Source organism: Pseudomonadota bacterium (assembly GCA_039196715.1).
Classification (GTDB): Bacteria; Pseudomonadota; Gammaproteobacteria; order CALCKW01; family CALCKW01; genus CALCKW01.
In genome coordinates this window covers 1-21,288 of sequence record JBCCUP010000074.1, presented here as the reverse complement: position 1 = coordinate 21,288, position 21,288 = coordinate 1, and the positions used below count along the sequence as shown (strand labels likewise).

Below are 21,288 nucleotides of genomic sequence, written 5' to 3'. Positions count from 1 at the left end.
GGAGTGAGGTGCCACCGGCCCCGTGGGAGCGTCATCCTTGGCAAAGCCAAGATGGCGCGAAGGCGATGTGGTGAGGCTCGGCATCGCTTCGCCCGGGTCCGCTTCGCGGAGCCCGCGCTCCCACACGGGACAGAGGTGCCACTGGCCCCGTGGGAGCGTCATCCTTGGCAAAGCCAAGATGGCGCGAAAGCCATGTGGCCCGATTCGGCATCGCTTCGCCCGGGTCCGCTCCGCGGAGCCCGCGCTCCCACAGGGGAGTGAGGTGCCACCGGCCCCGTGGGAGCGTCATCCTTGGCAAAGCCAAGATGGCGCGAAGGCGATGTGGTGAGGCTCGGCATCGCTTCGCCCGGGTCTGCTTCGCAGAGCCCGCGCTCCCACAGGGGGGTGAGGTTCCAACGGCCCCGTGGGAGCGTCATCCTTGGCAAAGCCAAGATGGCGCGAAGGCGGTGTGGCCAGTATCGGCACGGCTTCGCCCGGGTCCGCTTCGCAGCGCCCGCGCTCCCACGGGGTAGAGAGGTGCCACTGGCCCCGTGGGAGCGTCATCCTTGGCAAGGCCAAGATGGCGCGAAAGCCATGTGGCCCGATTCGGCATCGCTTCGCCCGGGTCCGCTCCGCGGAGCCCGCGTCCCCCGGGGTAGAGAGGTTCCACTGGCCCCGTGGGAGCGTCATCCTCGCCGTAGCCAAGATGGCGCGAAAGCGGTGTTGACCTCATCACAGGACACAAAAAAGCCCGCGGGAGTCGCGGGCTTTTCCGGGGTTGCGCTGGCCTCAGGCGGCCATCGCCTTGCGCATTTTCAGCATCGCGTTCTTCTCGATCTGGCGAATGCGCTCCGCCGACACGCCGTACTCGCTGGCGAGGTCCTGCAGCGTCGACTTGTCCTCGGCCAGCCAGCGGCGTGTGACGATGTCACGGCTGCGGTCGTCGAGGTCGGCCATCGCATCGCCCAGGCGCGCGTGCTGGTCGCTCTCGCTGTCCTCGGCTTCGATCAGTGCCGCCGGGTCGGCGTTCTCCTGGCGCAGGTACTGTGCAGGCGCCGGTGTCATGGTGTCCTCGTCGTCGGAGTGACCGTCGAAGGCCGCGTCGTGGCTCGCCAGACGGCGTTCCATCTCCAGCACCTGTGCCGGCGTCACGCCGAGGTCGTTCGCGACCGCGTCGACTTCGGCGTTGTTGAACCAGCCGAGGCGCTTCTTGCTGCTGCGCAGCCGGAAGAACAGTTTGCGCTGCGCCTTGGTGGTCGCGATCTTGACGATGCGCCAGTTGCGGATCACGTACTCGTGAATCTCGGCCTTGATCCAGTGCACGGCGAAGGAGATCAGGCGCACGCCGACGCTCGGGTCGAAGCGCTTGACCGCTTTCATCAGACCGATGTTGCCTTCCTGCACCAGGTCGGCCAGCGGCAGACCGTAGCCGTTGTAGCCGCGGGCGATGTGCACCACGAAACGCAGCTGCGACAGGATCAGCTGGCGCGCTGCCTCGAGGTCGTTGTCGGTGTGGAGCCGCTCTGCCAACGCCCGCTCTTCCTCTGCGCTGAGCACAGGGATATCGGCGATGCGTGAAAAGTAGCCGCCAAGGTCGGTGCCGACAGCCGGGAGGCCGCCGGGGGATTGGGTCATCAAGGCAGTTGTCATGGCCAACTCCTGAGCAAGTGTCGGGTTGATTTTAGCACTCTCCGATTATGAGTGCTAATAACGACAGAAGTTCCCCCTTTTGGAGGCAAGATCGTCTCCAGTTGGCCTATACCGGGCTCTATATCATTGATTTATAGTGGTTTCGAGGTGCCCGCTAGTCAGGCTGGATCTGGCGCAGGCGCAGCTCGATCGCGACCGCGGCACCCAGCGCACCGATTACGGCGGCACCGGTGGCCAACGCGAGGCCGAGGCCTGCGCCAATCGGCTGGAGCTGGAAACGGCTCTGGTAGGTCGCGGCGAGCGCCCCGATCGGTTCGGCCAGCACCGCCTGCACGCCCGCCGTGACGGCGAGTGCCAGGAGGCCCGCGAGCAGCCCCATGATCGCGCCCGAGAGCAGAAACGGGGTGCGCAGAGCGCTGTCGGTTGCGCCGAGCAGCTTGCTCAGCGCGATTTCCTCGGCGTGTGCGCTGACCTGCTGGCGCACGCTGCTGCCGATCAGCGCCACGGCGATCAGCGCGAGCAGGGTGCTGATCACAGCCGCGCCGCGCGTCAGGGTGTTCAGCACCGCGTCCGCGCGCTCGAGCCAGGTGATGTCGAGATCGATGTCATCGACCCCGGGGGTGTGGGCGATGATGTCAGAGAGCGCCCGCACCGAGCCAGTGTCGGCAAAGCCCCGCGCTGGCCAGAGCTGCACCACCACCGGCAGCGGGTTCTCGCCGAGTGCGGTGATCAGGTCGCCGGCGCCGGTCGCCTCGCCGAACTCGCGTGCCGCCTGCGCACGGGTGATGACCCGCGCGTCCGCCACCGATTCGAGCACCTGCCACTGATCCGCCAACGCGTCGCCGTCGGCGTCCTCGAGGGCCGGGTCGAGGTAGACCGACAGGGTGTGGTTGTCCCGCCAATCGCGCACCAGCTCGCCGACGTTGCCGACCAGCAGCAACAGCACCGTCGGCAAGGCGAGCGCAAGCGCGGTGCAGGCGGTGGCACCGGCGACACTCGCGAGGCGGAGTTGCATGCGCTGCAGGGCCGTGCGCGTGTGGCGCAGCAGCGTGCGGCCGTGAACGGACACCCTGCTGTTCACGCGGCTTCGACCTCAAAGCCGTTGTGGGTGAGCGTGCCGGCCTCGAGTGTGATCACGGGCATCTCCATCTGCTCGACCATGTACTCGTCGTGGGTTGCCACCAGCACCGTCACGCCCACCTGGTTCAGCTCCCAGAACAGCCGCATGATCTCGCGCGAGAGTTCGCGGTCGAGGTTGCCTGTGGGTTCGTCGGCAATCAGCACGGCGGGCCGGCTGACCACCGCACGGGCAATTGCGACGCGTTGTTGCTCGCCGCCCGAGAGGTGGCTCGGTGCGCTGTGCGCGGCGTGCCCGAGGCCGACCTTCTCCAACGCCGCGCGCACGCGCGGGTCTGCGTCGGCGCGCGCCATGCCGACGAGGTCGAGCGGCAGCGCCACGTTGTCGTGGACGTTGCGGTCGTCCAGCAGCGTGTTGTTCTGGTAGACCGTGCCGATCTGGCGGCGAAAGCCGGGCAGGGTTTGACGGTCGAGGGCGGCGAGGTCCTGCTCGCCCACGGTCACCCGCCCGCCGGACGGCAGCACCACGGCGTTGCACAGTTTGATCAGCGTGCTCTTGCCGGCGCCCGACGGGCCGGTCAGAAAGCCCATGGCGCCGGCCGGCATCTCGAAGCTGACGTCGCTCAGCGCCGGGGCTGCGCTCGCGGCGTAGCGCACTGACACGTGCTCGAAGCGGATCACCCCGCGCTGTCCCCGAGCAGCGCGTCGACGAACTCGCGCGCCTGGAACGGCCGGAGATCGTCGATGCCCTCACCGACGCCGATGAAACGCACCGGCAGCTTGAGCTGATGGGCGAGTGCGAACACGATGCCGCCCTTGGCGGTCCCGTCGAGCTTGGTGACCACCACACCGCTGACGCCCGCAGCTGCGTGGAACTGGGTCGCCTGGCTCAGCGCGTTCTGGCCGGTGCTGCCGTCGAGCACCAGCAGCACCTCGTGCGGCGCGCTCTCGTCGAGTTTGCGGATCACCCGCAGCACCTTGCTGAGCTCGTCCATGAGATTGGACTGGGTCTGCAGTCGGCCGGCTGTGTCGGCGATCAACACGTCGACGTTGCGTGCACGCGCGGCACTCACCGCGTCGAAAATCACCGAGGCGGCGTCCGCGCCTGCGCCCTGGGCGATCACGGGCACCTGATTGCGCTCGCCCCAGGCTTGCAATTGCTCGACGGCTGCGGCGCGGAAAGTGTCGCCCGCGGCGAGCATCACCGAGAGCCCGCCGCGTTGCAGTTGCTGGGCGAGTTTGCCGATGGTGGTGGTCTTGCCCGAGCCGTTCACACCGACGACCAGGATCACGTAGGGGTTGGCCTGTTCGATTTCGAGCGGTTGCTCAACCGGGTCGAGCCGGGCCACGAGGCCGTCGGCAAGGTGGTCGCGCAGGCTCTTGTTTGCGTCGCCCTGCTTGGCGCGTTCGCGCAGGTCGGTCATCAGCGCGCCGGCGGTCTCGACGCCGACGTCGGCCATCAGCAGTTCGGTCTCGAGTTCCTCGATCAGGTCCTCGTCGAGCGCCGAGCGGCCAAGCAGGCGATCGAGCAGGCCGAGCCGCAAGCGGCTACCGGTTTTTTCGAGTTTCTTCTCAAGCGGGGCGCCGGTTTGTTCAGACGGTTCGGTGTCACGCTTGCGCGAACGCAGGAAACTGAACAGCTTCATCACGGGGTCCGAGTGGGGCAGGGGTGCGCCGTTGTGCGGGCACCGGGCGATACCGTATGTTAACGCGCATGTGCATGAATTACCCGGGTAGTTGCAGTGGCCGCTGAGCGCGCGCGAGGCACGGGGCGGGTCCGTGTGATCGGGGGCGCCTGGCGCGGTCGGCAGCTCGGCTTCGACGCGGTCGCCGGGTTGCGGCCCACCGCCGACCGGGTGCGAGAGCAACTGTTCAATTGGCTGCAGGGAGAGTTGCACGGTGCGCGGTGCCTCGACCTCTTCGCCGGTTCCGGCGCGCTCGGCATCGAGGCGGCGTCGCGCGGTGCGGCGCACGTGACGCTGGTCGACCGCCACCCGCGCGTCGCGCGGGCGCTCGGCGAGGCCACCGCGACGCTGGCGGGCGAGCAGGCTGCAGAGACGTTCCGTTGCCACTGTGTGGACGCCGAGGCCTTTCTCGCCGCGCACGATGGCCCCTGGCACCTCGTCTTCCTCGATCCGCCCTTCGACGATCCGGCGTCGGCCGAGCTGCTCGCGGCGGTCGACGCGCGCGTGGTGCCTGGCGGCTGGGTGTATCACGAACAGCGGACCGGCAGCGCGGCTGTGGCGCTTCCGCAACGCTGGCACCGGCACCGCAGCGGGCGCGCGGGAGACGCGTCCTATGCACTCTATTGCATGTCTGCGAGCGATCCTGCAGCACCCTGAACAAGTGGGTTTTCAGACGCCACGGCCTGCGGCATGATGTGCCGCTGCGACAGCGTTAGCGACTGCATACCATGAGCACACTGGCCGTCTACCCCGGCACATTCGACCCGATCACCCGAGGCCATGTCGACGTGGCGTCGCGGGCTGCGGCGATGTTCGACCACGTGATCCTCGCGGTGGCGGCGAGCGAGCGCAAGGATCCGGCGTTTTCGCTCGGCGAGCGCAAAGCGCTGGCCGAAGACGTGCTCGCGCCGATCGACAACGTTTCGGTGGTCGAGTTCTCGGGCCTGCTGGTCGACTTCGTGCGCTCGCAGAAGTCGCGCATCGTGATCCGCGGGCTGCGGGCGATCGGCGACTTCGAATACGAAGTGCAGCTCGCCCACCTGAACCGCCGCATGGCACCCGACATCGAAACCGTCTTCATCGCAGCGAGTCAGGAGTACGCCTTTCTGTCCTCGAGCATGGTGCGCGAGATCTCGCTGCACGGCGGCGACGTCAGCGACTTCGTCGACCCGCCGGTGGTCGAGGCGCTCGGCCTCGTGTACGGCCCGCGGCGGCGCTAGTGCCGCCATGGCGCTGTTCATCACCGACCACTGCATCAACTGCGACTTGTGCGAGCCGGAGTGCCCGAACGAGGCGATCAGCCTGGGTGAGGAGTACTACATGATCACGCCCTCGCTGTGTACCGAGTGCGTCGGCCACTTCGACAAACCGCAGTGCCAGACCGTCTGCCCGGTCGATTGCATCCCGGTGAACCCCGATGTGATCGAAACACCGGGGCAATTGCGCGAAAAGTTCGAAAAATTAACGTTTTCGAACTGACAGAATCCTGTCACTTCGCCCAGGAGCAACTACGCTTAGTGCAAGTGGCGGGACTGCGTCGTGCTGATCGGTCCCGTTCAAGGGTGCTAGCGCACCTCGACTGCCCCGTGACCGGCCGTCGGTTACGGGCTGAACGTGACACGGGTGAGCACTATGAAGCATTCAGCGTGGGCTGTGGTTCTTGGCACTGTCTGGGCGCCCCTGGCGATGGCCGGGTTGTTCGACGAGGTGAAACCGCACGCGGCTCGGTACGAGTATTTCCAGGCCGGCTACGTCGACCAGCCGGACGACTTCGCGGGCTTTGACCTCGACGGCTCGATGCCGATCGCGAGCAACGTCGCGGTCACCGGGCGGCTCACCTTGCCTTCGGCCGACGTCAACGGCGTCGACGTCGACTCACGCCGCATCGAGCTCGGCACGCGCTACTACTTCGAACTGCAGCAGATGACCGAGACCGACGCCGACTTCGGCCTCTCGCTGGCGAACGTCGACGTCAGTGGCGGCGGGGTCGACGACAGCGACACGGCGCTGCTGCTCTCGGGGCAGTTGCGCCGCAACCTCTACCAGCCGATCGGCAGCACACGCTACGCGGTCAACGAGGCCTACGGTGGCGCCCAGGTGGCGGTCGATGACATCGGCTCACCGGCGGTGCGGGCCGGGCTGCTGGTCGACCTCAACCCGAAGGTCAGCGCCAACGCCGAACTCATGATCGACGACGGCACGCACCTCCGGCTCGGCATCCGCATGGACCTCGCGAAGCCGAACGCGCCGCGCCGCGCCGCGCTGCTGCAGAAGAAGCCCGAGCCCTACACGCCGGCAACCGGCGCGCTGACGCGCGAGCCGGCGGAGAAGGAGAGCCGCGTCAAGGCCTTCTTCCGCAAGCTGTTCAACCCGGCCTCCGAGGCCGAAACGCTCGACACCGAGGTGCCGCCGGCAAGCACCGCTGCCGCCTCGGACAGCCTGATCACCTACGACGCGAGCGGCGCAGCCAAGATCACACCGTAGGGGTGTAACGCCGTCCGACCGCCGAAGCCCCGGACGGCCGCGTGTGCGTCAGGCCACGCGACCTAGCGCTGGCATTCGCGGCACCAAAAGGTCGAGCGCTGCCCGATCACCCGTGACGAGACCGTGCTGCCACAGCGGTGGCAGGGCTCGCCCGCGCGGCCGTACACGTTCAACGACTGCGCGAAATAGCCCGGTTCGCCGTCGCTGTTGAGAAAGTCGCGGAGCGTCGTGCCACCTTGCTGGATGGCCGCCTGCAACACCGTGACAATCGCCTCGTGCAGCGCTGCGTATTCGCGCCGGGTCACCCGGCCCGCCGCGCGCCCGGGCCGCACCCCCGCGCGGTACAGGGCCTCGCTCGCGTAGATGTTGCCCACGCCCACCACGGTTGCATTGTTCATGATGAAGGTCTTGACTGGCGCCTTGCTGCCACGCGAGCGTTCAAAGAGGCGTGTGGGTGAGAAGGCGGCCTCGAAGGGCTCGGGCCCGAGCGAGGCGAGGCGCGGGTGCAGCGGGGCGCCGGCCGCTTGCCACAGCCAACTGCCGAAGCGGCGCGGGTCGTGGAAACGGAGCCCGTGGCCGTTGTCGAGTTTGAGGTCGACGTGGTCGTGTTTGCGCAGCGCCTCGTCGCCGCGGTAGACCCGCAGGCTGCCCGACATGCCGAGGTGCACGATCGCGGTGCCGGGCAGTGTGTCGATCAGGAGGTACTTGGCGCGGCGGGTCACCGCCCGCACGCGCGCGCCGACGAGGGCGTCAAGCGCCTCGGGCACCGGCCAGCGCAACTGGCGTTGGTGAACCGCGAAGTCGGTCACGGCGGCACCGACCAGCCACGGCTCGATGCCACGTCGTGTGGTTTCGACTTCGGGCAGTTCGGGCACGGCGGGTCGCCTTATCAGGGTGCTGAAAAGCGTAGCGAGAAAACCAAGTGCGAGGCGCGAGCAGCCGGTCCGGCGCCCCGGCAGAGGCCGAGACATATCAATGGTCCGGCATACCGGCGGATAGGCGAGGTCCGAGCAGCCGGTGCGCCGGAGCGACAGCAACGAAGCAATTGGGTTTCGCAGTAGGTTTTCAGCATCCTGTTAGAGGGAAATCCCGAGTTTGGCGGCTTGGGTCTGACTGATCAAGTAGTGGATCTCGTCGCCGTCGCGGTAGAGTGCCACCAGCGCGTCGTCCTGCCAGGCTGACCAGGCTTGTGTTGTGCCTGCGGATTCGACTTCGATGTCGAGCGCGTCGGTCGGCACGGCGTCCTGGTGCGGGCGCACACCGAGCGCGGTCGCGTTCTCCCACGCCTCGGCGTCGCCGGCGCTGTCGGCAAGAGCGACGCGGTCGACCGTCGCGTCGATCAGTTTCGGGTCGGCGAAGGCGTTCAGCCCGCCCTCGATCAGTGGCACGTGCTGGTCTTCGAGCAGCACCACGCGGTCCTCGATCTGGATGTACCGCCGGCCGGAGAGCGGCTCGGTCGCGCCGAAAAACACCGCGAGGTCTTCGCCGAGGCGCATCCGCACGCGCGGTTGCGCGAGGCCGGTCGAGTCGAGGTTGACGTCCTGCACGGCATAGCCGTCGTCGGTGGGCGTGTCGATCAGGGCGACCAACGTGTCGACCCGCGAGGCGCGTGCAGCGGCTCGCACCGGTCGCACCAGACGCCACCCCGCGCTGTCACGTTCGAAGGCAAAGGTGCTGCCGTCCGCGCGCACGAGGTTCAGCGCTTGCACCGTGTGTTGCTGTGACGGTGCGCGGCGGTTTGGCAGCTCGCCGTTGATGTCGTACCAGGCAACGAGCGCCAGCGCGCCGAGGCCGACGAACATCACGACATTGGTTGCCGCGCGCTTGCGCGCGTGCGGGTGGCGTCGGTTCACACGAAACATCAGGCCACCTGCCGCCGCCAGACGACGAAGGCGACGGTCGAGAGCAGCAACGGCAGCGCACCGAACAGCACCCCGCCGAGCCAGAGGCCCTGGGCCCGGGTCACGTTGACCTGGCGGTCGCGTGCCGGGGGTGGGGGGACGGTGAGCGGTGTCTCGGTCGCCAGCGCGTCGAACAGGCGCTCGCCAAGGGCGAGGTTGACGCCGTTACCGAGCCAGCTGTTGGCGAGGAAGTCGCCGTCGCCGATCACGTTGAGGCTGCCACGGCCGGCGGTGTGCGTGAGCTGCCAGCCAAACGTCAGCGGGCCGGTCTCTTCACCCGGGTCGGTTGGGGCGATGCGCCCGGCGATCTCGCCGGTCTCGTTCCAGCTGCGCGCGGTGCTCTGCAACAGCGCGCGAGCCTGCCACGCAGGCTGCAGCGACGCGTCGCTGAAGGCGATCGCGCGCGGAAACAGGCTGATACCGTCCATGCCCGTGACATGCGGGTGTGCGCCGTACTCCGAGACCACAGCGAAGTCCGGCTGCGGCAAGCTGAGCGCCTCGCTCGCAGCGTCGACGATCACCCCGGGGAGTGGGGTCAATCCTGTGATGCGTGCCAGCGCCTCGCTGGCCGGCCCGTGCTCGTCGAGCAGCCAGAGCACGTCGCCCCCCTCGGCGAGGTAGGCCGCGATGCGGTCGGTTTCAACGGATTGCCAGGCGGTCTGTGCGCTTGCCACCACCAGCACGTCGCCCGGCTCGACGGCGAGTTCGCCAAGTTGCAGGTTGTGTGCGCTGATCTCGTAACCCCGCTCTTGCAGGCGTTTGCTGAATTCGCCGTAGTCGTGGTTTGCGATGCCGTCGGCCCGGCGTTCGCCGTGGCCGGTGACGAACACCGCACGTCGGTGCTCACCGAGCAACAGCGACTCCAGCGCGCCGGTCACCGCGGACTCGGTCAGTGCCTGCGTGCGCCGACGCCGCTCGCCCATCTTGACGACGATGTCGCCGTGCCCGCTGATCTCGAGTTCGCGCGCAATGTTCGGGTCGCGGTCGATGTCGATGTGCCTGAACTGCACGAGCGGGTTCGCACGCGCGTAGCGCGCGACGAGGTCCTCGGCCGCCTGCACAAGCAGGTTGCCGCGACCGGCATAGACCTCGATGGTCACCGGCTGGTCGATGCGCGCGACCACCGCGGCGCTCTGTGGGCCGAGCGAGTTGCGCCCGTCGTGGGTCATGTCGCGGGTGACCGCGTAGTGGCTGCCGAGCAGCGTGGCCGCGCACAGGCACGCCACCAGCAGCGCGTGGTACACCAGGTTGTCGAAGCGGCCAGCGAGGTTCATGCACGGTCTCCGAAGACGCGGTCGTTGTCGAGCGCGCGCGCGGTGACGGCGAGGCTGACGCCAACAATGGCCAAAAAGTAGACGATGTCGCCGGTGTGCAGCACACCGGCCATCGCGCGGGAGATGTGCTGGCCGAGCGAGAAGGCCGCAAACAGCGAGTCGCCGCCCTGGCTCAACAGCCAGAGCAACATCAGACTGGCGGCCGTGCAGAAGGCGGCAACCTGCGGCGAGCGGCACCAGGTGCTGCACACGAGGCCGATGCCGGTGCAGGCGAGCAGAAAGAGGTATTGGCAGGCGTGCGCATACACCAGCGCCTGGAGATCGAGTGGGGCGACGCTGAGTTGCACGGCGACGTTCAGCAGCGACAGCGTGGTCAGGCCGGCGAGCAGCACGGCGAGCGCCGCGAACTTGCCGGCCGCGATCGAGAAACCGTTGATCGGTGCTGCCAAGAGGCACGACAACGCACCGCTCTGACGGTCGCCCGCCACGCGTTGCATGGTGAGCACCGGCACCGCCAGCATCGCGGCGAAGGTCGCCGGCAGGCAGTAGCGTGCGAGCAGCCAGGTGCTGAGGCCCGGTGCGTTGCTTGCGGCGCTGAGCCGGGGCGCCAGTTCGATGTAGGACTCGAGCGCGTGCAGGCTGTACCAGGCGAACACGCACTGCAGCGCGGCAGCAATCACCCAGATACCGGGGGTTCGCAGCGCCCGCGCAAGTTCCAACTGCAGCACGCTGATCATGCGACCGCCTCCACTTCGCCTGCGGTGGTCGATGCGTCAGGTGCGCACGCGCTTGCCTGGGGTGGGGCGGACAACTGCAACAGGCCCCAGCCGCGGTCGACCAACAACGCGCTGAGCTCGCTGGCGTCGCCGCGCACGGAGACCAACCAACCCGCCTGGTGGGCGGCGACGTCGGAGATCACTGGCAGGCTCAAGAGCTCAGCCGCAGTGACAGGCTGCTGCAGGCGGATGTAGTGCGTCTCGGGTGTGTCGCCCCGGTCGCGCGTCGGCTGCGTCACCAGCGCGCCGTTGTCGAGCAGCGCCAGGCGGTTGCAGCAGGCGCGGATGTCGCTCATGTGGTGGCTGCTGAGGATGACGGCAGCGTCCTTGGCAAGTCGCTGCACGGTCTCGGCGAAGGCCGCTTGCTGGTCGAGGTCGAGGCCGTTGGTGGGCTCATCCAGCAGGACGAGTGCAGGCCGATGCACGATGGCCTGGGCGAGCCCAACGCGTTGGCGGTAGCCCTGCGAAAGCGCACCGATGCGCCGCGAGGCCACCGCGTCGAGGCCGACGCGTTCGAGCGCCTGCTCGACGGCGGCAGCCCGCTCGGCCCGTGCGATGCGCTGCAGCGCGGCGATTGCGAGCAGGTGGCGGCGCACGCTGAGTTCGTCGTGCAGCGCGGGCGGGTCGGGCAGGTAGCCGATATGATGCTTGGCGGTGGTCGGGTCGGCCAGGAGGTCGGCGCCTGCGACCGTGATCTCGCCAGACGCCGGCGCGATCAGGCCCGCGAGGCAGGCGAGGGTGGTGGATTTGCCGGCGCCGTTGCAGCCGATCAGCCCGAGTACGTCGCCGTGCTTGAGCCGCAGGCTGGCGGCCTCGACCACACGTGTGCGGCCGCGCTGGATCGTCACGTTTTTGACGATCAGTGGTACGGACTGTGTACGGGGATCTGCCATGGCCGTCCTTCCTCCGCAGGCCTTTCGCCCTACGTGGCAAAAAGTTGTCTCTGCCTTGCCGCAACTGCAAGGAATTGGCCACCCGGGCCCGCGTGCAAAAGCTGTGTAAGCATCCAAACTAAATTTGCGGCACCATGCGCGCTGCCGAACGCGTTGCGACGCGTTCTTCGCTGACACGGTCGACACGGCCCACAACGGAAAACAGAACACATGTGGCAAGGGGTACTCGAAGGCTCGCTCTGGCAACTGATCGGATTCACGGTGCTGGTGGCGCACCTGACTCTCATGTCGGTCACCATCTACCTGCACCGCGCCATGGCGCACCGGGCGATCGAGCTGCATCCCGCGCTCGCGCACGTCTTCCGCTTCATCCTCTGGGCGGCGACGGGCATGCGCACCGTCGAATGGGTGGCGGTACACAGAAAGCACCACGCGCACTGTGAAACCGAAGATGACCCCCACAGCCCGATGGTCTACGGGCTGCAGGAGGTGCTGTTGCGCGGCGCCGAACTCTATGCCCACGAGGCGGCCAAGCAGGAGACCATCGAGAAGTACGGTCGCGGCTGCCCGACCGACTGGATCGAGCGCAAACTCTACACCCCGCACCTGTGGCTCGGCATCGTGGTGATGTTGCTCGTGAACCTCGCGCTTTTCGGCCTGCTCGGGTTCAGCACCTGGGCGGTGCAGATGCTCTGCATCCCGGTGCTCGCCGCGGGCGTGATCAACGGCATTGGCCACCACTCGGGCTACCGCAACTACGAGTCCGAAGACGCTTCGACCAATGTCGTGCCCTGGGGTGTGGTGATCGTCGGTGAGGAATTGCACAACAACCACCACGCCTACCCGTCGTCGGCGAAGTTTTCCATCCGGCCGTGGGAGTTCGACCTCGGTTGGCTCTACATTCGGCTTTTCTGCTGGCTCGGCCTCGCCAAGGTGCGGCGCGTTGCGCCGACACCGGTCTACGACCAGAGCAAGACCGCGATCGACCTCGACACGTCAAGGCCATTGTTGCGAGCAAACTGCACGTGATGGAGCACTACGCCTCGCGCGTGATCAAGCCGGTGCACCGTGAGACCGTGGTGCAGGCCGGCAAACAGGCACGTGGCGAGCTGCGCCGGGCGCGCTCGGCGCTGATCGACGTCGACGCCTTCCTCGACGACGCCGCGCGCGCGCGACTGCAGAACGTACTGAGCGAGTTCGATGCCTTGCGCACTGTCTACGAAGCCCGAGAGCGCTTCGCCGAGATCTGGCAGATCGCAAGCGCGAGCAACGAGCGCCTGGTGCAGGCCCTTCAGGAGTGGTGCCGCGAAGCCGAGAACAGCGGCATCGAAGCGCTCGAAGAGTTTGCCGTGCGCCTGCGCGGTTACTCGCTGCAACCGGCGCGGGTCTGACGCCCGCGTTGCCGCGGCAGGGGCACTCCTCACCAATCCGGCCGGAGTTCCCGAGTTGCTGGCACACCGTGCATGACCTCGGGGTGCGTCAGTGCGGCGCGCAAGATGTCGCAGTTGTCATAGTTCGCTGGCACCTACACCCATTTGCCTGAAAGCCCGGTTTTCTGCGCGAAAAACCGAGGTTTCCTGCGTTCAAGGGGTAGAACGTCTCAGGTCGATATGACAAGCCCCATCCCAGCGCGCCCAACATGGACAACGCCTCATGGTTGGCACGCAGGGACACTCTCTAGGCTGGGGGCACGTAATCACGCGTGTTCACTGGAGAGAATGATGAACAAATACCTGGCAGAGTGCGTTGGCACCTTCTGGCTCGTGCTCGGCGGCTGTGGCAGTGCCGTGCTTGCAGCGGCGTTCCCTGATGTCGGCATCGGCCTGCTCGGCGTGTCGCTCGCCTTCGGCCTGACGGTCATGACGATGGCCTACGCCATTGGCCACGTGTCCGGTTGCCACCTGAACCCGGCGGTCTCGATCGGCCTGATAGTTGGCGGTCGTTTCCCGGCCAGCCAGCTGGCGCCCTACATCGGCGCGCAGGTCGTCGGCGGCGTGCTCGGCGCGTCGGTGCTCTACCTGATTGCCAGTGGCGCGTCGGGCTTCGACCTCGCCGGCGGCTTCGCCTCGAACGGCTACGGCGAACACTCGCCCGGCGGCTACGGCCTCATGGCGGCGCTGGTGTGTGAAGTGGTGATGACCGCGATGTTTCTCTTCATCATCATGGGCGCGACCGACGGACGGGCGCCGGCGGGCTTCGCGCCGATCGCGATCGGCCTCGGCCTGACGCTGATCCACCTGATCAGTATCCCGGTGACCAACACCTCGGTGAACCCGGCGCGCAGCACCGGTGTGGCGCTCTTTGCTGGCGACTGGGCGATCACGCAGCTCTGGCTGTTCTGGGTGGCGCCGATTGTTGGCGCGGCCATCGGTGCGTTCGTCTATCGCAGTGTGATGTCGGGTGAGGCCGAAGCCGCCTGAATCCGGCCACGGCACAAAAACCGGGCAGCCCTCGGGCTGCCCGTTTTCGTGTGTGCCGCGGAATCAGAGGTCGCTGACCAGGCTGATGCCGAGCACCGTGTCGGTCTTCTCGCCGAGCGAGCCAACGATGTCGCTGTTGTTGCGGATCAGGTAGCTCACCTTAAGCGCAGCACGCTCGGAGAGCGCGTGCGACACGCCGAGGCCGAGGTCGGTCGCGGTGTTGTCGCTGCCAATGTCCGCGCGCAGGTCGGCGTTGATCGTGGTCTCCTCGCTGATGCGGTTGAGGTAGTTCGCCGCAAGGTAGGTGATCGCCTCGTCGGTGTCGGCGGTGGCCGAGACAAACTCGGTCTGCTTGCCACCGATGCCGAGCTCGGCGCTGAAGCTCGCGGTGTTGGTGGTCCAGAACTGGTGGCCCACGCCGAGCACCTGTGTCGTGCGGCTGTCGATGTCGGCGGGCTTGTCCTGGTTCCAGTCCAGCACGCCGAACAGGTAAGTGTCCTCACGCCAGAAGTACTTCGGCTGGTAGCCCACCGCGAGGCGGTCGGCGGTCGACTGCGTCGAGAGGGTGCGGGAACCGTCGGGGTTGTTGGTGATAACCGTCGCCTCGCCCTTGAGGATGTCGCCAAACACGGTGTGCTCCCACTTGCCGCGCGTCGTGCTCAGGCGCAGTGCGCCTGAGATGCTCTCGGCCTCCGAGTTGCCGCCGGCAAGGCTGGCACCGAGGGACGCGGTACCGCTCCACTCGGCGTAGGCGGAGCCACACGCGGTGGCGAGTGCGAGGGGAATCAGGAAAGTCTTCATGGCTGTTCTGTGCTTCACGAAAAAGGGAGGGCAAGCGTAGAGCAGCAGGCTGGGCGAAAGACCGGGGTTTCAGGCCTGTCATGGGTTTTCTGTCCGAGCTGACATCGGGCACAAGACGGCGTTGCAAGGTGGAAGGACAGGCACAAAAAAACCCGGCGTGTGCCGGGCTTTTCGCGGACGTGCGGTCGGCTTACTTGATCTTGCCTTCCTTGTACATCACGTGCTTGCGGACGACGGGATCGAACTTCTTGATCTCCATCTTCTCAGTCATGGTCCGCTTGTTCTTGGTCGTGGTGTAGAAGTGACCCGTACCGGCGGTCGAGTTCAGACGAATCTTGTCACGCATGCGGCTACCCTCCGGTTCAGACGCGTTCGCCCCGGGCGCGCATGTCTGCGAGCACGGAGTCGATGCCTTTCTTGTCGATGATGCGCATGCCCTTGGAGCTCACGCGCAGGCTGACCCAGCGGTTTTCGCTCTCGACGAAGAAACGGTGGGTGTGCAGGTTGGGCAAAAACCGACGCCGTGTTTTATTGTTGGCGTGCGAGACGTTGTTGCCCGTCATCGGGCGCTTGCCCGTCACTTGGCAAACTCGGGACATGGTCCACTCCGAATTGCATGGCGCCAGTCTGATCTGGCGAAACCGTTAAGAATAAGCCAGCACCCAGATGAATTCAAGCATTACGCCAGCCCAGACCGGACACCGTGTTGCCGCCGAGCTGAAGGCGCTCGGCCTGGCGATCGCGGGCTGGCGCGACGTGGCCGCGCTGCCCGCCGCGTGCTGGCTGGGTGACGAGGTGCCACGCACCGGGAGCCTGCTGGTCATCTGCAATGTCGGCGGCGACTTCTGGCGCGCGCTCAAGGCCCGCGGCGCGCTCGACAGCCCCGACCCGATGGACGAGGGCAGCCTGGGCCACACGGCCTCCGTGCTCGACGCCGTGCTGGGTGTGCCGCGGGTGGCAGCGTACCCCACGCCTGCCGGCGGCAGCGTCAACCTGCTCGCCCTGCTGCGCACCCTCGACTGGCAGCAACCGTCACCGCTCGGGCTCGGTATCCACGCGGACTACGGCCTCTGGCACGCGGTGCGGGCGGTGTGGTGGCTCGACTGCCCAGCACCGGCGGCTGATGCACGGGTGCCCGCGCCGGACCTCTGCGCACACTGCACCACACAGGCCTGCATCGCGGCCTGTCCGGGGTCGGCGCTGACGGTGGGTCAGTTGCCGACGCTGTCAGCCTGCGCAGACTACCGCTTCGCGCCCGAATCGCAGTGTGCGTCGGGTTGCGTGGCGCGCACGGCGTGCCCCGTGGGTGCCGGGCACCGCTACGACACCGACCAGATCGCCCACCACTACGAGCTTGCGACCCCGGCCATGGCAGCCTACCGGGGGGATTCGGGCGCGTGATACCGTGCGCGCGCAACGGCCGAACGGGAGGGCGCCGGTGGACACACTGTTTGTGAGAGGGCTGCAGGTCGACGCGATCCTCGGCATCCTGCCGGCCGAGCGCATCGCGACCCAGCAGGTGTTGGTCGACGTGGACTACGCGCTCGACACCCGCCCCGCCGCGGCCTCGGGCGACATCGCCGACACCGTCTCCTACGCCGACGTGGCCGACAGCGTGAGCGCGTGGATTGTCGAGGGGCAGTACGAGCTGGTGGAGACGCTGGCCGACGAGGTTGCCGGCCGGCTGATGGCCGCCTACGGCCTCGCCTGGGTACGGCTGCGCGTCACCAAGCCCGACGCGGTGGCAGCGGCGGCGGGCGTTGGGATCGAAGTCGAGCGCGGCGAACGTTAGACGTCTAGCCGCTGCCCCGCACGGCGTCTGGGGTTATTGCGCGGCCTGTGCCTGCTGCTCGAGGTGCTGCTTGAGCGCGTCGGGCAACAGCAGCGCGTCGCCGAGCCGGTCGAGGTAGCGGCGCTCTTCAGGTGTGTCGAGGTCCAGCGCGAGCAGCGACACGAGGTAGATCTCGGCCGCTTGCTCGTCGCCCTCGGACAGCCGCGCGATCGCAATCGGGTCACTTGGCGCGTTGAGCTGCTCGACCAGGAACTGTTGCTCCTCCGCGCCGATGCCCTGCGCGCTGATCTGCTGCTCGATGCGCGCCTGCTCGTCGGCGTCGATGTGGCCGTCGGCCTTGGCCGCGCTGATCATCGCGCGGACCAGCACCAGGCGCATGTCCTCGCCAGCCTGGTTCTGCTGCGCGGCGGCGAGGTCGAAGATGCTGCCCGCGGGTGCCGGCAGGGCGGGTGGGGCGCTGGTTGCAGTGCTCGGCGCGGCGGCGCCGCCAGCGGGGGCCGCCTGGCCGTCCTTGTGGTCGCGCCAGGCCTTGTAGGCCATGCCGCCAATCGCTGCCATGCCGCCGTATTTGAGGGCTTGCGTGCCCATCTTGCGGGCTTTCTTGTTGGACAGCACCAGCGCTGCGAGGCCGCCGGCCGCTGCGCCACCGAGCAGCCCGCTCGGCATGGTGCTCGACTGGGCGGTGGTCACGGCCTTGTCGATGCCCGCGCCGGCGCTGCCCATGACACTGTTCAGAATCGCATTCACGTCCACGAAAGCCGTCTCCAACACGTCGAAATCGTCAGGGAGATCTGGGGTTTCCCGGCCGAAAATCAAGCCGGGTTGGCGCTCCGACGCTCCGGCGGCTGTTGGGCTCGAAGGCTGCACACTCCTCGCGTCAGCTATTCGCACCAATAACCTCGGAGCACGCGGTGCGCCCCTCTCACTGTACGCAAAAGCGACAGTAAACCCCCCGGAAGCGGCATTGTGGTGTGGTAGAATGGACGGTTGAACGCGCGTTCCCGTCTGTTGGGGTGTGGATTTTCCACACCGGCCACCGGCGGGCGATCCACCCACACGCGGCCGTGTTGCCCGCGTCGCGCGACCCAGTGCAACACCGAAGCAAATACGTTGTCACACACGCAACCGCGAACCCCTCGCGGTCCATGGAGAGTCAAGAACAATGGCATACACCCACGTAACCCTTCCCGAGGGCGGCGCAAAGGTCACCCTGGAAGACGGCAAACTCAACGTGCCGGACAACCCCATCCTGGGGTTCGTGGAAGGCGACGGCATCGGGCCCGACATCACGCAGGCGAGCCTGCGCGTCTGGGACGCGGCCGTGGCCAAGGCCTACGGCGGCCAGCGCAAGGTGCACTGGTGCGAGCTGTACCTCGGTGAGAAGGCCGCGGGCCTCTACGAAGGCGACTACTTCCCGGCCGAGACGCTCGAGGCCATCAAAGAGCTGCGCGTCGCGATCAAGGGCCCGCTGACCACACCCGTCGGCGGCGGCTTCCGCTCGCTGAATGTGTCACTGCGCCAGGAGCTCGACCTCTACGCCTGCGTGCGCCCGGTCACCTACTTCAGTGGCGTGCCTTCGCCGATGCAGAAGCCCGAAGACGTCGACGTCGTGATCTTTCGCGAGAACACCGAGGACGTCTACTGCGGCATCGAGTTCGCCTCCGGCACCGCTGAGAACGAGAAGCTCGCGAAATTCCTGCGTGAAGAGATGGGCGTCGACTTCTTCGAGGGCGCGGGCCTCGGCATCAAGCCGATCTCGGCCTTCGGCACCAAGCGCCTTGTGCGCATGGCGATCCAGTACGCGATCGACCACGGCAAGTCCTCCGTGACCCTGGTGCACAAGGGCAACATCATGAAATTCACCGAAGGCGCCTTCCGCAACTGGGGCTACGAGCTCGCGAAGGAAGAGTTCGGTGACACCGTTATTGACGAGGCCACCGTCTGGGAAGAGCACGGCGGCAAGACGCCCGAAGGCAAGATCATGATCCAGGACCGCATCGCGGACATCATGTTCCAGCTCATGCAGCTGCGCCCGGCCGAGTTCGAGGTGCTGGCCACCATGAACCTCAACGGTGACTACCTCTCCGATGCGCTCGCGGCCGAGGTCGGTGGTGTGGGCATTGCACCCGGCGCAAACATCTCCGACGAGGTTGCCGTGTTCGAAGCCACCCACGGCACCGCGCCGAAGTACTCGAACCAGAACAAGGTCAACCCCTCGTCCTTGCTGCTCTCGGGCGTGATGATGCTCGAGCACATCGGTTGGCAGGAAGCGGCCGACAGCATCAAGACCGCCTTCGGTCAGGTCATCCAGGACAAGACCGTCACCTACGACTTCGCGCGGCAGATGGATGGCGCCACCACCGTCGGCACCGCGGAATTCGCCGACGCGTTGATCGCCAAGATCAACGGCTGATCTTGAGCCGCGGGACCGTGCCCAATCGGGGCGCGGTCTAGTGCTCCATCCATCCATAAACTGCGAGTTCAGTTAGCGTGTCAGCGTTCACAGCAAGGCGCGTCTCGCAGGCCATAGCCACCCTATGGTCAAGAGGCGCAACGCTGCCGGTGTACGCTGACGCGCTAACCCTACGGGCGCCCCTGTGGTGTCCCGCCGCGTCGTTCCAGCGCTCGACAAGGGCGCGCCATTGCCTTCACGCTGTGCCTAGCGGCGACACACCACAGGGACGCTGAATCCGTAGTTTACGGTTGGATGGAGCACTGCACTCGGCATCTGCGGGGTGCTGAATTACACTGGGGCCTATACCCATTCAGGGACTGGCCCAGTGACCCCAACCCGCGACATCGCCGCCACCATCCTGGCGGGCTTCGACAAGCACTACTCGATGTTTCGCGAGATCAGTGCGGCGGCCAAGGACCGCTTCGAACGCTCGGCCTGGCCTGAGACCGGTGAAGCCAACCGCGCGCGTATTCGCCTCTACGACGAGCGCGTTGCTGAAGCCACATCCAACATCACCGATCAGTTCGGTGAGTGGGTCGAGGACGACGCCGTCTGGCCCGAGGTCAAGCTCGCCTACATTGGCCTGCTGCACGAGCACCGCCAGCCCGAGTGCGCCGAGACCTTTTACAACTCCGTCGTGTGTCGGTTGCTGCACCGCAGCTACTACCAGAACGAGTTCATCTTCTTCCGGCCAGCCATCTCCACCGAGCACCTCAAGGGCGAGCAACGCACCTACAACTCCTGGTACCCCAAATCGCTTGGCCTCACGGCCTCGCTCAAGCACATGCTGCAGAGCTTTGAGCTCGACTGTCCCTGGCAGGACATCGACCGGGACGTGGCTTTCATCGAGAGGGTGTTTGAAGAAAAGTTCGCAGCGCGGCAAACCCTGCACCCGAACCACCAGATACAGGCACTGGCGTCGCTGTTCTTCCGCAACAAGGCGGCCTACATCATCGGCCGCGAGCGCAACGGCCACGCGGTCACGCCCTTCGTGATCCCGATACTGAAAAGCGCAGACGGCGAGTTGGTTGCCGATGCCCTCTTGACGGACGAAGCGACCATCTCACGGCTGTTCAGCTTCTCGCGCGCCTATTTCATGGTGGACATGGAAGTGCCTTCGGCCTATGTGCAGTTCCTCAGAAGCCTCATGCCCGTCAAGCCGAAGCTCGAACTGTATTCGTTGCTCGGCCTGCAGAAGTACGGTAAGACGCTCTTCTACCGCGACCTGCACCACCACCTCGACTACAGCACGGACAACTTCATCGTCGCGCCGGGCATTCGCGGCATGGTTATGCTGGTGTTCACTATGCCATCCTTGCATTTCGTATTCAAAATCATCAAAGACCGCTTCGAGCAACCGAAGGAATCCAACCGCGACGAGGTCAAGAGCAAGTACCAGCTCGTCAAAAACCACGACCGGGTAGGGCGGCTCGCAGACACGCTCGAATACTCGAATGTGGCGCTGCCGATCGAACGTATCGACCCCGAACTGCTTGCCCAGCTGCAGGAACACTGTGGTTCGAGCATCGAAGTCGACGGCGACGAGCTGATAATCAAGCACGTCTACATCGAGCGCCGCATGATCCCGCTCAACGAATTCATGAACGTCGCCAACGCCGAAGACCGCGATGCCGCCATCGACGGCTACGGCCAAGCCATCCGTGACCTCGCCAGCGCGAACATCTTCCCGGGCGACATGATGCTGAAGAACTTCGGCGTCACCGACAGCGGCCGCGTCGTGTTCTACGACTACGACGAAATCGTCTACATGACCGAATGCAATTTCCGCCACGTCCCACCTGCGCCACCGTGGATGGACGAACTCAGCTCAGAACCCTGGTACTCCGTGCAATCAGGCGATGTCTTTCCCGAACAATTCGAGAGCTTCTTCTTCGCCGACAGCGACAGCCGCGACGCGTTCTACCGAAACCACCAGGACCTGATCGACCCGGCCTACTGGAACGAGCGGAAGCAGTTGGCGTTGGAAGGGCGGTTGCCGGATGTGTTTCCGTATCCGGTGGGGGATCGGTTTTCGGCTCGTTTTGGAGTTGGTGGGTGATGAACAGCTCACTAGAGCACTAAACCGTATCGAATACTGCTT

21 protein-coding genes and 2 pseudogenes are annotated in these 21,288 nt (G+C 66.4%); 10 read left to right on the top strand and 13 right to left on the bottom strand.

The window, feature by feature from the left end; genetic code table 11:
• Positions 1 to 768: 768 nt before the first annotated feature.
• The 4 genes from rpoH to ftsY form a co-directional block, all read right to left on the bottom strand.
• On the bottom strand, positions 769 to 1,629 hold the full coding sequence (gene rpoH / locus AAGA11_18930; GenBank protein ID MEM9604944.1) for an RNA polymerase sigma factor RpoH: 861 nt from the start codon (positions 1,627 to 1,629) through the stop codon (positions 769 to 771).
• A 154-nt stretch (positions 1,630 to 1,783) separates the two neighbouring features.
• Positions 1,784 to 2,710, bottom strand: a complete 927-nt coding sequence (locus AAGA11_18925; protein MEM9604943.1) for a permease-like cell division protein FtsX — start codon at positions 2,708 to 2,710, stop codon at positions 1,784 to 1,786.
• A complete protein-coding gene (locus AAGA11_18920; protein MEM9604942.1) occupies positions 2,707 to 3,387 on the bottom strand; it encodes an ATP-binding cassette domain-containing protein in 681 nt (226 codons plus the stop codon). The genes AAGA11_18925 and AAGA11_18920 overlap by 4 nt, the downstream gene beginning before the upstream one ends.
• On the bottom strand, positions 3,384 to 4,403 hold the full coding sequence (ftsY, locus tag AAGA11_18915) for a signal recognition particle-docking protein FtsY (protein ID MEM9604941.1): 1,020 nt from the start codon (positions 4,401 to 4,403) through the stop codon (positions 3,384 to 3,386). Before ftsY ends, AAGA11_18920 begins: the two co-directional genes overlap by 4 nt.
• Positions 4,404 to 4,448: 45 nt before the next feature.
• On the opposite strand from ftsY, the gene rsmD reads away from it, so the two are divergent.
• From rsmD to AAGA11_18895, 4 genes are all read left to right on the top strand, one after another.
• The gene (gene rsmD, locus AAGA11_18910) at positions 4,449 to 5,048 is read left to right on the top strand and encodes a 16S rRNA (guanine(966)-N(2))-methyltransferase RsmD (protein ID MEM9604940.1); all 600 of its coding nucleotides are present in this window, start codon (positions 4,449 to 4,451) and stop codon (positions 5,046 to 5,048) included.
• Between the two features lie 71 nt (positions 5,049 to 5,119).
• Positions 5,120 to 5,611: a pantetheine-phosphate adenylyltransferase gene (gene coaD, locus AAGA11_18905; GenBank protein MEM9604939.1), complete on the top strand. Its 492-nt coding sequence runs from the start codon at positions 5,120 to 5,122 to the stop codon at positions 5,609 to 5,611.
• Between the two features lie 7 nt (positions 5,612 to 5,618).
• On the top strand, positions 5,619 to 5,870 hold the full coding sequence (locus AAGA11_18900; protein MEM9604938.1) for a YfhL family 4Fe-4S dicluster ferredoxin: 252 nt from the start codon (positions 5,619 to 5,621) through the stop codon (positions 5,868 to 5,870).
• A 153-nt stretch (positions 5,871 to 6,023) separates the two neighbouring features.
• Positions 6,024 to 6,875 (top strand): hypothetical protein, encoded by an 852-nt coding sequence (locus tag AAGA11_18895; GenBank protein MEM9604937.1) that lies wholly within the window; start codon positions 6,024 to 6,026, stop codon positions 6,873 to 6,875.
• A 62-nt stretch (positions 6,876 to 6,937) separates the two neighbouring features.
• Here AAGA11_18895 and mutM read toward each other — a convergent pair whose 3' ends face one another.
• The 5 genes from mutM to AAGA11_18870 all read right to left on the bottom strand — a co-directional run bounded on the left by mutM (position 6,938) and on the right by AAGA11_18870 (position 11,719).
• A complete protein-coding gene (gene mutM / locus AAGA11_18890) occupies positions 6,938 to 7,750 on the bottom strand; it encodes a bifunctional DNA-formamidopyrimidine glycosylase/DNA-(apurinic or apyrimidinic site) lyase (GenBank protein ID MEM9604936.1) in 813 nt (270 codons plus the stop codon).
• A 201-nt stretch (positions 7,751 to 7,951) separates the two neighbouring features.
• Positions 7,952 to 8,737 carry a hypothetical protein gene (locus tag AAGA11_18885; GenBank protein MEM9604935.1) on the bottom strand — a complete coding sequence of 262 codons (786 nt, stop codon included), beginning with the start codon at positions 8,735 to 8,737 and terminating at the stop codon, positions 7,952 to 7,954.
• On the bottom strand, positions 8,737 to 10,050 hold the full coding sequence (locus AAGA11_18880; protein ID MEM9604934.1) for a DUF4350 domain-containing protein: 1,314 nt from the start codon (positions 10,048 to 10,050) through the stop codon (positions 8,737 to 8,739). Before AAGA11_18880 ends, AAGA11_18885 begins: the two co-directional genes overlap by 1 nt.
• Positions 10,047 to 10,787 (bottom strand): ABC transporter permease subunit, encoded by a 741-nt coding sequence (locus tag AAGA11_18875; GenBank protein ID MEM9604933.1) that lies wholly within the window; start codon positions 10,785 to 10,787, stop codon positions 10,047 to 10,049. Before AAGA11_18875 ends, AAGA11_18880 begins: the two co-directional genes overlap by 4 nt.
• On the bottom strand, positions 10,784 to 11,719 hold the full coding sequence (locus tag AAGA11_18870; GenBank protein ID MEM9604932.1) for an ABC transporter ATP-binding protein: 936 nt from the start codon (positions 11,717 to 11,719) through the stop codon (positions 10,784 to 10,786). Before AAGA11_18870 ends, AAGA11_18875 begins: the two co-directional genes overlap by 4 nt.
• Positions 11,720 to 11,929: 210 nt before the next feature.
• On the opposite strand from AAGA11_18870, the pseudogene AAGA11_18865 reads away from it, so the two are divergent.
• Positions 11,930 to 13,110: pseudogene (locus tag AAGA11_18865) on the top strand (fatty acid desaturase).
• A 330-nt stretch (positions 13,111 to 13,440) separates the two neighbouring features.
• Positions 13,441 to 14,139: an aquaporin Z gene (aqpZ, locus tag AAGA11_18860; GenBank protein ID MEM9604931.1), complete on the top strand. Its 699-nt coding sequence runs from the start codon at positions 13,441 to 13,443 to the stop codon at positions 14,137 to 14,139.
• 63 nt (positions 14,140 to 14,202) lie between these two features.
• On the opposite strand, the gene AAGA11_18855 is transcribed toward aqpZ, so the two are convergent.
• The 3 genes from AAGA11_18855 to rpmB form a co-directional block, all read right to left on the bottom strand.
• Positions 14,203 to 14,940, bottom strand: a complete 738-nt coding sequence (locus AAGA11_18855) for a DUF481 domain-containing protein (protein MEM9604930.1) — start codon at positions 14,938 to 14,940, stop codon at positions 14,203 to 14,205.
• 190 nt (positions 14,941 to 15,130) lie between these two features.
• Complete coding sequence (gene rpmG, locus AAGA11_18850; protein ID MEM9604929.1) at positions 15,131 to 15,286, bottom strand: 50S ribosomal protein L33; 156 nt, start codon at positions 15,284 to 15,286, stop codon at positions 15,131 to 15,133.
• Positions 15,287 to 15,302: 16 nt separating this feature from the next.
• Positions 15,303 to 15,539 carry a 50S ribosomal protein L28 gene (gene rpmB, locus AAGA11_18845; protein ID MEM9604928.1) on the bottom strand — a complete coding sequence of 79 codons (237 nt, stop codon included), beginning with the start codon at positions 15,537 to 15,539 and terminating at the stop codon, positions 15,303 to 15,305.
• Positions 15,540 to 15,606: 67 nt separating this feature from the next.
• On the opposite strand from rpmB, the gene AAGA11_18840 reads away from it, so the two are divergent.
• Together AAGA11_18840 and folB are read left to right on the top strand one after the other, a co-directional pair.
• Entirely contained in the window at positions 15,607 to 16,341 is a 735-nt protein-coding gene (locus AAGA11_18840) for a hypothetical protein (protein ID MEM9604927.1), read from the top strand.
• Positions 16,342 to 16,378: 37 nt separating this feature from the next.
• Positions 16,379 to 16,732, top strand: a complete 354-nt coding sequence (gene folB / locus AAGA11_18835) for a dihydroneopterin aldolase (GenBank protein MEM9604926.1) — start codon at positions 16,379 to 16,381, stop codon at positions 16,730 to 16,732.
• 33 nt (positions 16,733 to 16,765) lie between these two features.
• Here folB and AAGA11_18830 read toward each other — a convergent pair whose 3' ends face one another.
• Entirely contained in the window at positions 16,766 to 17,485 is a 720-nt protein-coding gene (locus AAGA11_18830; GenBank protein MEM9604925.1) for a tellurite resistance TerB family protein, read from the bottom strand.
• 409 nt (positions 17,486 to 17,894) lie between these two features.
• On the opposite strand from AAGA11_18830, the pseudogene icd reads away from it, so the two are divergent.
• Positions 17,895 to 19,142, top strand: a pseudogene (icd, locus tag AAGA11_18825) (isocitrate dehydrogenase (NADP(+))).
• A gap of 370 nt (positions 19,143 to 19,512) precedes the next feature.
• On the top strand, positions 19,513 to 21,246 hold the full coding sequence (gene aceK, locus AAGA11_18820; GenBank protein ID MEM9604924.1) for a bifunctional isocitrate dehydrogenase kinase/phosphatase: 1,734 nt from the start codon (positions 19,513 to 19,515) through the stop codon (positions 21,244 to 21,246).
• Positions 21,247 to 21,288 lie beyond the last annotated feature (42 nt).

Coding starts and splice junctions, on each gene's coding strand:
- rpoH (MEM9604944.1), bottom strand. CDS start 1,629: ATGACAACTGCCTTGATGACCCAATCCCCCGGCGGCCTCCCGGCTGTC.
- coaD (MEM9604939.1), top strand. CDS start 5,120: ATGAGCACACTGGCCGTCTACCCCGGCACATTCGACCCGATCACCCGA.
- AAGA11_18900 (MEM9604938.1), top strand. CDS start 5,619: ATGGCGCTGTTCATCACCGACCACTGCATCAACTGCGACTTGTGCGAG.
- AAGA11_18895 (MEM9604937.1), top strand. CDS start 6,024: ATGAAGCATTCAGCGTGGGCTGTGGTTCTTGGCACTGTCTGGGCGCCC.
- AAGA11_18885 (MEM9604935.1), bottom strand. CDS start 8,737: ATGTTTCGTGTGAACCGACGCCACCCGCACGCGCGCAAGCGCGCGGCA.
- AAGA11_18880 (MEM9604934.1), bottom strand. CDS start 10,050: ATGAACCTCGCTGGCCGCTTCGACAACCTGGTGTACCACGCGCTGCTG.
- AAGA11_18875 (MEM9604933.1), bottom strand. CDS start 10,787: ATGATCAGCGTGCTGCAGTTGGAACTTGCGCGGGCGCTGCGAACCCCC.
- AAGA11_18870 (MEM9604932.1), bottom strand. CDS start 11,719: ATGGCAGATCCCCGTACACAGTCCGTACCACTGATCGTCAAAAACGTG.
- aqpZ (MEM9604931.1), top strand. CDS start 13,441: ATGAACAAATACCTGGCAGAGTGCGTTGGCACCTTCTGGCTCGTGCTC.
- AAGA11_18855 (MEM9604930.1), bottom strand. CDS start 14,940: ATGAAGACTTTCCTGATTCCCCTCGCACTCGCCACCGCGTGTGGCTCC.
- rpmG (MEM9604929.1), bottom strand. CDS start 15,286: ATGCGTGACAAGATTCGTCTGAACTCGACCGCCGGTACGGGTCACTTC.
- rpmB (MEM9604928.1), bottom strand. CDS start 15,539: ATGTCCCGAGTTTGCCAAGTGACGGGCAAGCGCCCGATGACGGGCAAC.
- AAGA11_18840 (MEM9604927.1), top strand. CDS start 15,607: ATGAATTCAAGCATTACGCCAGCCCAGACCGGACACCGTGTTGCCGCC.